The organism is Cognaticolwellia beringensis (genome assembly GCF_002076895.1).
GTDB lineage: Bacteria > Pseudomonadota > Gammaproteobacteria > Enterobacterales > Alteromonadaceae > Cognaticolwellia > Cognaticolwellia beringensis.
In genome coordinates this window covers 2969604-2983221 of the sequence record NZ_CP020465.1, presented here as the reverse complement: position 1 = coordinate 2983221, position 13618 = coordinate 2969604, and the positions used below count along the sequence as shown (strand labels likewise).

Here is a 13618-nt window from a genome sequence, read left to right as displayed (position 1 = left end):
TATTTGATATTTATATAATATATAGATGGTACGTAATGAATTACCAAGAAATAAAGCAGTGTAAAATCCACTAAAATCAGAACTTACAACGAAAAATAGGAGGTTTTATCCCTCCTGTTTTGTTAGTCCCTCAGCATTTAATGCTGCTTTTTTATGTTCAGGCCTCTCTCTGACATCCTGTCTTCCTAGGCATTAGTACATCCTTGTACGTCGAAGAACAGTATGTCGTGTTCACATGGATGTGAAAGAACGACGATGTTCGAACTAAAACCTAATTAATCTTCTCGCTTTATCGCGTTAATAATTTTGGTTGTCGAAATTCCATCTTCAAAGTTCAGTACTTTTACTTCGCCACCTGCCGCGATAACTTCCTTACCACCAGCAATATCTTCCACTTTATAATCACCACCTTTAACTAAGACATTAGGTAATATATTGGCAATTAACCGCTGCGGGGTATCTTCACTAAAAGGCACTACCCAATCAACAGCGCCTAAACCAGCAAGTACTGCCATTCGACGATCTACTGGGTTAACAGGGCGACCAGGACCTTTCAATCGTGTCACTGAAGCGTCATCATTAACGGCAACAATTAAGCGGGTACCTAAGGTATTCGCCGTTGTTAAATATGAAACATGACCCGCATGCAGAATATCAAAACAGCCATTGGTCATCACGATAGTCTCTCCACGTGCTTGGGCTAATTCAACGGCAATTTTTAGCTGTCCTTCAGACATAACACCAAAACCACTTTCTTGGCCTGATGACAATTCAGCGCTCAATTCAGCTTCGCTGACTGTCGACGTACCCAATTTACCAACCACAATACCAGCAGCAATATTAGCTAAAGCACTCGCTTGGGTAAATTCAGCTTTTGCCGCTATAGCAAGGGCTAGTGTGGCAATAACTGTATCTCCAGCGCCAGTTACGTCATAAACTTCTTTCGCTTGCGTAGGTAAATGAAATTCTTCTTGATCATGCCGTAATAAGGTCATGCCTTGCTCACTTCGCGTAACTAGCATGGCTGTTAAATCTAGTTCTTTTAGTAGTGCTTGGCCTTTGCTCACAATTTCAGCTTCACTTTTGCAATGGCCCACTACGGCTTCAAACTCGGCAAGGTTAGGCGTAATAAGTGTCGCGCCACGATAACGTGAAAAGTCAGTGCCTTTTGGATCAACCAATACCGGAATATTTTGTGCTTTAGCGATTTGAATAAGTGCCTGAACTTCAGATAATGTGCCTTTGTCGTAATCCGATAATAACAAAAGATCATGCTGAGCAACTAAGGCTTTGGTTTGTTCATTAAGCGGCTGTTTATCAATTTCAGCAAATGATTCTTCAAAATCTAAGCGCAATAATTGCTGATTTCGGCTTAAAATACGCAATTTAGTAATCGTTGGGTGATCGGTAGATTGAATAAATTGACAATTTATATTCATTGCTGACAGCTGTGTTTGCAATGTTGTCGACGCTTCATCTTTACCCGTAATACCTAATAAAGTTACGTGTCCATTTAGCGATGCAATATTCAACGCCACGTTGGCCGCGCCTCCTGGGCGATCTTCGTCTTGATGTATTTTAACAATCGGCACAGGTGCCTCTGGTGAAATACGTTGTGTTGGCCCTGACCAATAACGATCTAACATGATATCACCAACGACTAAAACACGCGCTTTTTCAAAAGCGGGAATATCTACTTTCATCCTGTACCCTATAACAGATATAATAAGCAATATTGTATCACAAGCAATTCAATGAGTTGAAATCATCCCGTGAGTAAAAACAAAGTTTTACAACCAAATTTTAAAATGTCTTACCTATTACCAAAATATTGGCTAACTTGGCTTGGGGTATTTATTCTTTATACCATCTCTTGGCTACCTTATAAGTTCCAGCTATTTCTCGGTAAAATAATCGGTCGCTTACTCTATAAAATAGGCTCAAGTCGTAAGAAAGTTGCTTTACGTAATTTAGAGCTTTGTTTTCCAGATATGCCTGATGCAGAACGCCAAGTTATGCTGAAACGTAATTTTGAGAATACCGGTATTGCTTTATTAGAAACAGGCATGGGTTGGTGGTGGCCGAATTGGCGTGTAAAACGCAAAACCAAAGTTATTGGCCTTGAGCATATAGAAGAAGCACAGAAACAAGGTAAAGGCATACTGTTACTTGCTATGCATTATCTTAGCGTCGAAATTAACTGTAGAGGCATTGGTTACGGACATCCTATGGTGGTATTTTATCGACCACATAACAATCCGTTAATGGAGTATTTTCAGTTCCGAGGTCGTGGCCGTTCGAACAAATATATGCTGGGAAAACGTGATGTCAAAGGCTTACTTAGAGCATTAAAGGAAGGTGAAGCCTGTATTTATTTACCAGATCAAGATTACGGTCGAAATCGTAGTGTTTTTGTACCATTTTTCGCGGTACCCGATGCAGCATCGACTACTGGTACATTAATTTTTGCGCGACAAAAAAATACGCAAACCCACATGTTGATACCAACACGTAACGACGACGGTAGCGGTTACACACTAGAGATCAAACCCATGTTGGAAAACTTTCCAACCGGTGATGACACAACAGATGTATTGAGAATAAATCAAGAGCTAGAAAAAGCTATTATGGTGAAACCTGAACAATATATGTGGTTACACCGCCGCTTTAAAACTCGCCCTAACGAAGATGATCCATCATTGTATAAATAGCTATTGTTAGCTATTGTGTTGTTCAAATTGTAAAATAAGCTGTAAATAATTTATGAAATTTTGGCTACTGAGTATTGTTTCAGGTTTTCTGCTAATTGGCTTGGCCTTAGCTTTATGGCTTAACCAAGAGCTGCTATTTTCCTTCAGCGAAGATGCGGCTGATGATGCTGTTGCAACAAAAGTTGACCGTCATCATGAAGAGAAAGCAGAACCAGTATCAGTAGCAAAAGAAGAAGTGGTTGAAGCTAAGAAAAAGACAAATGCCGCTGCTGATGGTCTTTCTCGCTATTACGCCAATTTACACGGCGAGATGGATGGAAAAGGCCCAAAAATTCGTAATAATATTGTCTACCTGCCAGATCCCGAAGGTGATTTAGAAAAAATATTAGAAGCAAGGCGTTTGATCACTCGACCTTTGCGTAGAAATTGGACCGGCAACACTGACAATCATCCATTTCGCCTTGGCGAAACTTTATATCAAAAGTTATCTGAATACGCCCAAGAAAATGATCTTGAGATGATTTGGTGGCTTAATCGTGACTTTTTGGTTAAAGACGCTTTTAGAATTAATGAAAATATCATCACCACTTCCTATCAAGTAGGTAAAGCCATTGAAGGACATTTTGAAAATGGCCTTTCAATCTACTTTTGTTACCAGCAACGCGCCATTGTTTTGATAGAAAATAGCATTCCTTACTTAGCCAAAGAATGCATGTTATTACCCAAAGGCAGTAACTGATAAAGCTAAATAAGTTAAATAAGTTAACTATTTTAATAACGCTTTAACAATGACCATAACTTCACTATGCTCAGCTGAAAAATCGTCTGCGGGGATCATTGCCAAGCTATTTTGCAGGGTCGCATGATGGCTAAAGTCACGTAATTTACAGTAATTATCGACTAAAGCCTGCTGCTGATGTGCCGTTATTACGCCTATATTAGCTAAATACTCAAGTAAGTTAATATTGTCTGAATAGTCACTCAATTTAGGGTGTTGGGCAGAATGTGCTAAAACCAAATACTGTACTAGAAACTCAATATCAACCAAACCTCCAAGCCCTTGTTTAATATCGACTTCACTCGTAGTAGATTTATCCAAGTGCTGGCGCATTTTATCACGCATTTTTATCACATCTTCGCGTAACAATGCCTTATCACGCGTTCGCATTAAAATATCACGCTTAATTTCTTTAAACCTTGCCGCTAATGCTGCATGGCCATATATGACTCTTGTTCGAACCAACGCTTGATGCTCCCATGTCCAAGCATCATTAGACTGATAATGACCAAAAGTATCGATATGCACCATTAAAAGTCCGGCATTACCTGAAGGCCTCAAGCGCATATCTAGCTCATACAAAATGCCGTTTGCCATGCGGGTATTGAATAAGTGCATCATTCTTTGTGCAAGTTTTAAATAAAATTGTCCTGCAGAAATAGATTTTTCGCCTGAGGTCATTTCAGCGATGTCGGCATCGTGTACAAACACCAAATCTAAATCTGAACTATAACCCAATTCAATCCCACCTAACTTTCCATAACCTATAACAGCAAAACCTTTATCTTGACCGTCTAATTTACTGTTAGGTACACCAAAACGAAGTGCCATTTGTTGCCATGCTAAGTTGGCGACTTCTTCTACAAGCGCTTCGGCTAAGGCAGTTAAATGATCACTGACTTTAGTCAGCGGTAAAATACCGGTGATATCTGCCGCGGCAATACGCAATTGTTTAGCTTGCTTAAATTGGCGCAAAGTGATCATTTGTGCTTCTTGATCTTCCTCTGGAACCCGTAACATAGTTTCACGCAATTCAGCGACATACGAAGACAACAGCGGAGGTTGATGAAATAGTTTAGGGTCAATCAATTCATCGAGTAATATTGGGAATTTAGCAATGTGCTCTGCTACCCAACTGCTGTTGCGACACAAATGAATTAATTGTTTTAATGCGCCTTCATTCTCAAAGAGTAATTCAAGATATGCGGTACGTGTTGCGACTGTTGTTAATACGCCTAATACACGCGCTAAGGTTTGGTCGGTTAACTTTAATTCAGCAAGATGCCACAACACCGTCGGGATTAATTTATCCAGTACATGTCTGCCACGACTCCCCATACTGCGTTTAATCATTTCGCGACGAAAATCTCTTAACGTTAGCCATAACGATTCGCTATGTGAAAACTTAACACCATCTGTATTGTCTAGTAACTGTGGCGACTGCTCAATCCAAGCAATTGATTCTTCATCGCTCCATTGGCTATCCCAAAGAGTTGTCCAATATTGATCAACCGCTTGACGATTTGGACTTTCCTCACCAATAAGCTCTCCAAACTGTTGATGAATGCCCTGCATATGAAAAGTAAGGTGCTGTAGAAAAGTCGTCCAATTGCTACAGTTTTCATCAGCAAGAATAGTGACTAAGCGCTGCTGGTCTAATTCATCATCAGGTAAAGTTTGCGTTTGCTGATCATTTAACGCTTGAATAATGTTTTCAACACGACGTAAAAAGCGATAGCTATCAGTTAAAATTTTCGCGCTCTGTTGTGTGATCTCACCGTGCGTAACTAATAATGGTAAAACGGTCAGTAAATTACGGTGCTGTAAATCGCTATCTCGCCCTCCCCTTATCATCTGAAAAACTTGCACAATAAACTCTACTTCACGAATACCACCAGCACCCAATTTAATATTATTATTAAGCTGCTTGCGTCTAACTTCTTGAGCAATCATAGCTTTCATTCTTCGCAGGCTATCAATAACACTGAAATCAATATAGCGTCGATAAACAAAAGGTCGCAACATGTTAGACAATTGTCCGTGATAATCACTCTCGCCAATCAAACGCGCCTTTAACATCGCATAGCGCTCCCAATCACGCCCCTGATCTTGATAATAATTTTCCATGGCATTAAACGACAGCACTAAAGGCCCACTTTCACCAAAAGGTCGCAAGCGCATATCAACACGATAAACAAAACCATCGGCTGTTTGTTGATTTAACGCGGTAATTAATTTTTGCCCTAAACGGGTAAAAAATAATTGATTGTCGATACTACGCCTAAGCCCTTGTGTTTCACCGGCTTCAGGGTAAACAAAAATTAAATCTATATCTGATGAGAAGTTAAGCTCTTGACCCCCTAATTTTCCCATGCCATAGACCAATAAACTTTGTGGTTCTCCGGCAGAATTAACCGGTACACCCCATTTTTCTTGGCACAGTGTTGATAACCAATCATTGGCTGCAATTATCATGTTATCGGCTAACGACGACAGTCTTTTTAACGATTCATCAAGCGTTATATCCAACAGAAAATCACCAACGGCAATATGCACCATTTGCTCTAAACGAAACATTCTAAGGCAATGTTGCAGTTGCTCCTCTGTTGAGCACTTATCTACATCTTCAGCGAGCATAACTTTATAGTTAGGTGTTTGGGTCGAGAGTAACTGCTCACTGTTAAAAAGTTCAACAAGTAACTCAGGGGCTTGTAAAGCACTACGCAAAATAAAGTCACTCAACGCTAATGCATTTTTAAACAGCACTAAACGCTCTGGCGGTAAGTTGTCGGTAACATTAGGATATTGTTGAGAAAACTGGAGCCAACTTTTAGCTTGCTGGTCTACAAGTAATGGCGGAAAAGGCAAAGCAGATGAATTAGACACGTTATCCTCGATAAAAGCTACAATGGCAAATGAGCAATAATTAATAATGGACAATAAATTAATTTCATTGATATACCTAAAACAATAGACATAATATGTCATAAATGGTATTAATGAATGATAACCATAGCATTTTTGAGGACAGTATGGCAGGAATGCAGCCGCTAAAATTAATGATACTCTTGCTGACGTTATTGCTCTTCGCTTGTACAGATCCAATAAAAGAGCAAATCACCCAGCAAATTCCACTCACAGAACAACGTATTGAACTACTTGCTAAAGCACTGGCGAATGGGCAAGTTCGTAATGCTAATTTAATTAGCCAGTACGGAGAAAGACTATTACAAAGTAAACCAAGTTATAAACCGCTAATTGACGAGTTTTTAAAAGACACTGGCACTAAAGGCCCGATGTTTGTTGCTTTAGTTGATCGATTAAACACGGTAAAAACTCAACCACAAATGTTTGAGAATTCTCAAGCTATTTATGATGAACTATTAAACCTGTATCAAGCTGCCGATCCAGTTTTATATTCTGATGCATTAAGCGACCCACTCAATGTTTTAGCTGATATGTCTGACGGAACTTTGCCGCGTGTTAATGCCATGTCCAAAGCACAAAGTATGGCGGCCAATAAGGCGCAAGACTTTGGCACTGGAGAACAACTTATTGGCAATCCATCATACGGAAGTTGGACGTCTGGCTCTAATGGCATGTCATTTTGGGCTTGGTATGGTATGTACTCGATGATGGGAGACGTATTTGGTTCACGACGCACGAGTTATAGTGATTGGGGCCGTGGCCGAAATTATAGTTATTACAATGATTATGGTCGCAAGCGTTATAGTTCACCCGATCAGCTTCGTAAACAAACTGATTTAGATACCCGCACTAAAAAATCGTTTCAAAGCCGTGGCCAAAAATATACTAGCGCTTACAGTAAAAATAGAACGGGCGCGTCAAGTATCTCTAGTCAAAGTAAAAGTGCACAAACCAGTGCCAATCGATTTGCTAGCAAAACGACCAATAAAAGCGCTTATGCAAAATCAAGTAAAAGTGCCAAAAATGCTAGTTTTAGAAATAGTAAGAGTACAACGTCACGTAGCTTTAGACGTGGAAAGTAGGGATAAATATGAATACCTTTATTGAAATAACAGGCCTAAATATAGAGCTATTAATTTTCTTAGCTATCGATATTACCATTGCTATTATATTACTTGGCGCAATGCGCTTCATCAGCGGTTTGTCGGCCAAAGTAAATTCAACCGACGAGCTTGCCAAAGAAGATAACTTTGCCTTTGGTATCAGTGTTGCAGGCAGTGTTGCAGCATTAGGCATTGTATTAACTGGTGCTATTACAGGTGAAAATGCTGAAAGTTATTTGATGGAAATTATCGGTATGGCAAGTTACGGAATTTTAGGATTAATTTTAATTAAAATTGGCCGAATTTTTCATGACCGCTTTGCCTTAAATAAAATAGACAAAAACGCAGAAATTAAATCACGTAATATTGCTGTTGGCATCGTCGATGCGTCAGGTGCAATTGCCACGGCCATCGTTATTCGCGCCGTATTACTGTGGGTTTATGGCTTAGACATCAGCACATTTACGGCTATTGTTGCCGGCTTTATTGTTTCACAAGCTATGTTAGTGTTAGTTACTCGTCTTAAAGAACGTCAATACGCGAAAAACAATCAGAATCACAGCATGCAAAGCGCTTTTGCTGAAGGTCACGTCGCTTTAGCCATTCGCTACGCGGGCCAAGCTATTAGTACCGCCTTAGCCGTAACAGCTGCCAGTCACTTTTTAACTTATAGCCCAGATACTTTATTGGTTAACTTAGTCGGCTGGTTAGTCTTTGGTATGATCATGACCCTATTGGTTGCTCTACTCACCTCAATTGCTAAACGCCTAGTACTAATGGGCATCAACTTAGTTGAAGAAGTAGACCAACAACACAATATTGGTGTTGCCAGTGTTGAAATGGCGATTAGTATTTCTATCGCACTTATTTTAACGGCGTTAATGTCATAACCTTATCGCAACTTTTCTATTTAAGTCATCAAGCGCTCTTATGCGTTTGATGACTTTCCTGTCACTTAAAAGTAAATAACTCAAGCTAGGAATATCCATGATCATCAACAGAAGTCGGCTTTGGGACGATATTCTCCTGATTTTAACCATGGCTGTTTTAGCAGGTTGTGGGTTGATATACGAATACCTTTTATCGCATTATGCTGGTCGCGTGCTTGGCATCATGGAAAGCACCATATACGCCATGATCGGCCTAATGATTGTCGCTATGGGCTTAGGAGCATTTGCAGCACGGAAAATTCAATGCGCTTTTAATGGTTTTGTTTGGCTAGAGCTTACCATCGCATTTCTAGGTAGTAGCTCAATATTGATCATTGGCGGACTGATAGCGCTAACGCAAACCTTTCCTGAGATATTAGGTAGCATGTTCAACTTGCCGCCAGACGCATACCCACGCGGAGGCCTATTTAAACAACTGAGCTTTATTGCCTTTAATAGCCCTTACTTTTTCGGCTTCATTTTAGGTTTTTTTATTGGCATGGAAATACCGCTAATTGCGCGTATTCGTGAAGAAATACATCAAAAGCATCTTAAAAATAACTTAGGAACTATTTACGGCGCTGATTATATCGGCGCAGGTATCGGCGCGGCGATTTGGGTTATATTTTTATTATCAATAGACATAAGTAAAGCAAGCGCATTAACGGCTGCATTAAACCTGTCCGCAGGTATCATATTTATACTCTATTACTGGCAAAAACTTACCTGGCGAAAAACCTTAATTGCAGCGCATGGTGTTTTGCTAGTATTGATTTTAGCTATATATCAATATGGCAATAGTTGGTTAAGCCAAATGAGTAACTTGCTGTACCTCGATAAAGTCGTTTACAGCGATAAAACCCGTTTTCAACAACTGACTTTTACCCAAAGAAATATGGGGCCTAACGATGGCAACATTATTAACTTCTATTTAAACGGTCGCTTACAGTTTTCATCTTCAGATGAGTTTATTTACCACAGTTATTTAGTTAGCCCTGTATTAGCGGGGTCAGCACGCCATGATAACATTCTTATTATTGGTGGTGGTGACGGCTTAGCACTCAGAGATGTTTTACAATGGCAGCCTAAAAAAGTTACTTTAGTGGATTTAGACACTGAGCTTATTGAGCTGTTTAAGCATCCACATGATAAATTACCGTTATCACTTGCTAACGCCATTGAAGACTTAAATGCCGCCAGTTTACGTGACAAACGTGTTGACATTATTTCTGCTGATGCCTTTATCGCTATCGATAAACTTTTACAAAGCGGACAAACATTCGACGCTATTATCGTTGATTTACCCGATCCTAGCCACCCTGACCTAAATAAACTTTATTCGGTAAACTTTTATGCCCGCTTAAAGCAATTATTGGCTGGCGATGGTTTAATTGGTATTCAATCAGCCAGTCCTTATCACGCTAAAAATGCTTTTATCGCCATTGGTAAAACCGTTCAAGCTGCTGGCTACTCGACCGTTCAGCAATATCATGACAACGTACCCAGTTTTGGCGAATGGGGCTGGACTATTGCCAGTAAAATGGGCGCGAGTCCATTATCAAGACTAAACAGCTTGCCAGAACTACCAGTTTCACACCATTGGCTAACATTACCTATGGTGACCAATGCTTTTGAGTTTTCGCGTGATTTTTATCTAGATAGTGATTCGGTGCCAATTAATTACCTTGGCAGTCATGCCATTTATCAATTACATCAACAAGCTTGGCAAGATCAACAAGGGTTAAATAATGCCCATTTACAGTAAGAGTGATTAAGTTAAACTAAGTGAAGAAATAAAATGAATTAGCACTTGACATATTATGTCACAATGCTAAATTAACCCAGTGCGACATAATATGTCGTTAGTAAAAGCAGTTTTGCTGATTTTACGCTACTTATTAGAACATGAGGATGAACATGAATATTCATAAGATAGCTGACTACTTAAATACCTTGGCAGATGATTCTGACACGGGCATGGTTTTTGATTGCCAACCTATTTCAGGTGAAGTTGATGTATTACAAATAACAGTATTTGGCCGTGAAGAGTTACCTATTTTTGTCTCGGTAACCGATGATCAAATTCTTTGTATCACTTACCTCTGGGGTGAAGAAGAAGTTAAAGCAAACAAATTGAATGAGATGCACGTAAGTATGTTAGAAATGAACATTCCAATGCCGTTATCTTCATTTTCAAAAATTGGTGATAAATATGTCATTTTTGGTGCGCTGGCTATTAGCTCTACCTTTGATGATATCGAACACGAACTAGCGGTATTGAGCAACAATGCACTAGAAATTATTGACGACATGAGTGATTACTTAATTTAAGCAGCCACCTTAGGAGTATTATTATGAGTATTTTTAAAAAAATTATGACCGCCATTCGCGGCGGTGCAACTGAAGTGGGCGAATCAATTATTGACTCAAATGCTACCCGTATTTTTGAACAAGAAATTCGTGACGCAGAAAACCACTTAACCAAAGCTAAACGAGATTTAACCGGTGTTATGGCCCAACAAATGTCATCTAGCCGTGACGTTGAACGCATCAAGCGTGAAGTAGTTGAACATGAAGGCTATGCCGTTCAAGCCCTTGAAAAAGGTGACGACGAACTTGCTTTAGCTGTTGCTGAAAAAATATCAACGCTTGAAAATGAACTCACCACACAGCAGCAAGCACTTGATAGCTTCCAAGGAAATGCTGAGCGCTTAAAAGAGCTAGTGAAAAAGAGTGAACGTCAAGTGGCTGAATACAAGCGTCAATTATCTATGGTGAAAACCACAGAAAGCGTGCAAAAAGCCACTTCAGCAATTACCGATAACTTTTCATCAAGTAATTCTAAGCTATTAAACGCTAAAGACTCTTTAGAGCGCATTAAAGCTAAGCAACAAAAGTTTGATGATCGAATGAAAGCGGCAGAAGTGTTAGAATCTGAAAACTCAGATACTTCACTTGAGGCTAAGCTTAAAGAAGCAGGCATTGGCGCTAGTGACAACAACGCAAATTCAGTATTAGAGCGTTTAAAAGCTAAACAAAAGTAGATAACACATTGCTATCACCGCTTTGCATTTATGATGCAAAGCGGTTTTTTAGCTTAATTTAGGTCGATTATTCGCCATAATATTCGGAGCAAACAGTGAGTTTTTTTAAAAACATATTCAAAAAGCCAACACAAGAGCGCAAACTCAATAATGTCAAAGAACTCACCTTAGGTGATATTATTGTTATGTCAGACAGTTTTGGTTTGCCAACGGCACTGCGAGCACAAGAATTTCAAGTCAGTGCGGTTAACAGTTATGAATTTGAGCATAAAACTCAAGCTGAGTGGGTTTTACAAGGCAATAATGACTTAGAGTTATACTTAACATTGGACGTTGACGATAAAACCTACTTAAAGTTTTCCCTGAAAATATTACATCAAGATGTTGAAACACTGTTTGATCTTGAGCAATTTGCTGAAGTTTTCGATGAACCCGGCCAAGCTCAATTAACGCGTATAAAAGATAGCAACAATACTGCCGGCTGGAGCAGCGAAATTTACCAGCAAAGTAGCTATGCGCAAGTGGGTTACTTTCATCGTAAAGATTATCGCAAAGATGCACTTTCAGCCTATGAAGGTAAGGACAGCGGCGAGCAGTTTGAACTATATGCACTGTTTAATGAAGACCAAGACAAAGGCCTAGATATTGAAGTGTGGCAAGACGGTGACACCGAAGTATTTTTAACCTTATTTAGACCCACCACAGATATTGTTGATATGTATCCAGGGAGTTAATTGTGTCGCGAAAAATCCCCGAGAAATGGCAATCATCAATCAAAGCAGTAAAAGCGGTACAAGTTGCTTTTGATATGGATGAAAAAATTCAGCTCGCCATTAGAAAGCAAGCTTTGGAGGCTGGTATTAGCCCTTCAGAGCAAATTAGAGATATTTTAGGGCTACCAACTAACAAACGTCCAAAGCGCCCAAGATTAACCGTCAGCTTATCTGCTGATGATTATGCTTTGCTTGGCGAAAAGTATGACTTGCTTGCAGAACAACAACTTGAAATTAAGAAAAAATTAATGGATGATTTAATCAATTACGTTGATAACACCCTAATTGATTAACGCTGAGCTTTATTTAATTAGTTTCAACCATTAGACAATGTAAGTAAGAGGTTCAAATGATAGTCGTTCAAAAAGCTATGGAAAAAACTAATTTATACCGTGTTGATGACTTCGGGGTAAAAAACTACAACTACGGCTTTATTGGCACTATCTCTTTAGTTTTATTTTTGTCCTTAAATTTATCATTAGGTTATATCACTTATCAAGCTGAACTCGGGCTTACAGATTCACCTGTTAAAAGCTATGCAGATGCCATTTGGCTGATGGTCATGTCCTCTACTACCATTGGTTTTGGCGATGTTTATCCCATCAGTTTTATTGGCCGAGCATCTGTCTTTATTATGTTTATTTTGGGTATCGGTTTACTTGGCGGCATGGGGGCGGTATTTGTTAATAAAATATTTGGCTTTGCTGATACCAATATTAAAAATCGAGAGTTAAGAATGCAAAACTCACAAATTATTGCTCAAAACACAGAAATTAATAAAAAACTTTTAGCGTTAGAAGAAAAATTAGAAGCGTTAACCAAAGCACTTAATAAATAACCTCAGCTTACCAATTCTGAAAACAAGTCAGAATACAGCTATTATCTTAGCTGTATTCAATTATCAATATCCACAAAAACACCTTATTAAACGACACTTACCGCTAAAGTGATTCTGCTAATTAATAGCTTTTGGGAGTGTGATAATTTTGTGCCATACTAGCTTAGAACATTCAAACTTAATAAAAAACACAGGGATCCCATTATGTTATTAAAAAAATTAACGCTTGTAGCCTTAGTTGCCATTATTAGCGGTTGTGCAAATAACTCAGCACTAGAAGCAAATATTTCACAATTAAACCAAAAAGTTGATAATTTAACAGAAAAAGTGAATAGCTTATCTTCTCAAACTAAAGCTGTTTCAGCTGAAGTAAACGAATTGGGAATGGCACAAGAGCAAACAAACCAAGCTGTAAAAGATACCAACGAACGTATTGATAATGTCGTTGCTAGCTATAAAAAGTAAGAAGTCTGCCGCGAGCTTAAATGCACTAGGTTGAATTAATAAAAAACAC

At 39.1% G+C, this 13618-nt stretch carries 13 protein-coding genes; 11 read left to right on the top strand and 2 right to left on the bottom strand.

Features of this window, described 5'->3' with window-relative positions; genetic code table 11:
- Positions 1–275 precede the first annotated feature (275 nt).
- Positions 276–1703, bottom strand: a complete 1428-nt coding sequence (gene hldE / locus B5D82_RS12630) for a bifunctional D-glycero-beta-D-manno-heptose-7-phosphate kinase/D-glycero-beta-D-manno-heptose 1-phosphate adenylyltransferase HldE (protein ID WP_081151990.1) — start codon at positions 1701–1703, stop codon at positions 276–278.
- A 69-nt stretch (positions 1704–1772) separates the two neighbouring features.
- On the opposite strand from hldE, the gene lpxL reads away from it, so the two are divergent.
- Complete coding sequence (lpxL, locus tag B5D82_RS12625; protein ID WP_081151988.1) at positions 1773–2711, top strand: LpxL/LpxP family Kdo(2)-lipid IV(A) lauroyl/palmitoleoyl acyltransferase; 939 nt, start codon at positions 1773–1775, stop codon at positions 2709–2711.
- Between the two features lie 52 nt (positions 2712–2763).
- Positions 2764–3450, top strand: coding sequence for a TcpQ domain-containing protein (locus B5D82_RS12620; protein WP_081151987.1), 687 nt, complete (start codon positions 2764–2766; stop codon positions 3448–3450).
- A 27-nt stretch (positions 3451–3477) separates the two neighbouring features.
- Here B5D82_RS12620 and glnE read toward each other — a convergent pair whose 3' ends face one another.
- Positions 3478–6375 carry a bifunctional [glutamate--ammonia ligase]-adenylyl-L-tyrosine phosphorylase/[glutamate--ammonia-ligase] adenylyltransferase gene (gene glnE, locus B5D82_RS12615; RefSeq protein WP_245807467.1) on the bottom strand — a complete coding sequence of 966 codons (2898 nt, stop codon included), beginning with the start codon at positions 6373–6375 and terminating at the stop codon, positions 3478–3480.
- Positions 6376–6488: 113 nt separating this feature from the next.
- Here glnE and B5D82_RS12610 point away from each other — a divergent pair, with 113 nt between their 5' ends.
- The 9 genes from B5D82_RS12610 (at position 6489) to B5D82_RS12570 (ending at position 13569) form a co-directional block, all read left to right on the top strand.
- Positions 6489–7499: a hypothetical protein gene (locus B5D82_RS12610; protein WP_245807466.1), complete on the top strand. Its 1011-nt coding sequence runs from the start codon at positions 6489–6491 to the stop codon at positions 7497–7499.
- 8 nt (positions 7500–7507) lie between these two features.
- Entirely contained in the window at positions 7508–8410 is a 903-nt protein-coding gene (locus tag B5D82_RS12605; RefSeq protein ID WP_081151984.1) for a DUF350 domain-containing protein, read from the top strand.
- Between the two features lie 97 nt (positions 8411–8507).
- Positions 8508–10214 carry a polyamine aminopropyltransferase gene (locus B5D82_RS12600; protein ID WP_081151982.1) on the top strand — a complete coding sequence of 569 codons (1707 nt, stop codon included), beginning with the start codon at positions 8508–8510 and terminating at the stop codon, positions 10212–10214.
- Between the two features lie 152 nt (positions 10215–10366).
- A complete protein-coding gene (locus B5D82_RS12595) occupies positions 10367–10780 on the top strand; it encodes a YjfI family protein (RefSeq protein ID WP_081151981.1) in 414 nt (137 codons plus the stop codon).
- Positions 10781–10803: 23 nt separating this feature from the next.
- Complete coding sequence (locus B5D82_RS12590) at positions 10804–11493, top strand: PspA/IM30 family protein (RefSeq protein WP_081151979.1); 690 nt, start codon at positions 10804–10806, stop codon at positions 11491–11493.
- Positions 11494–11588: 95 nt separating this feature from the next.
- Positions 11589–12227 (top strand): hypothetical protein, encoded by a 639-nt coding sequence (locus B5D82_RS12585; protein ID WP_081151978.1) that lies wholly within the window; start codon positions 11589–11591, stop codon positions 12225–12227.
- Positions 12228–12229: 2 nt separating this feature from the next.
- Positions 12230–12559, top strand: coding sequence for a hypothetical protein (locus B5D82_RS12580; protein WP_081151976.1), 330 nt, complete (start codon positions 12230–12232; stop codon positions 12557–12559).
- A gap of 56 nt (positions 12560–12615) precedes the next feature.
- A complete protein-coding gene (locus tag B5D82_RS12575; RefSeq protein ID WP_245807465.1) occupies positions 12616–13104 on the top strand; it encodes an ion channel in 489 nt (162 codons plus the stop codon).
- Positions 13105–13308: 204 nt separating this feature from the next.
- Positions 13309–13569: an Lpp/OprI family alanine-zipper lipoprotein gene (locus B5D82_RS12570; RefSeq protein WP_081151975.1), complete on the top strand. Its 261-nt coding sequence runs from the start codon at positions 13309–13311 to the stop codon at positions 13567–13569.
- Positions 13570–13618 lie beyond the last annotated feature (49 nt).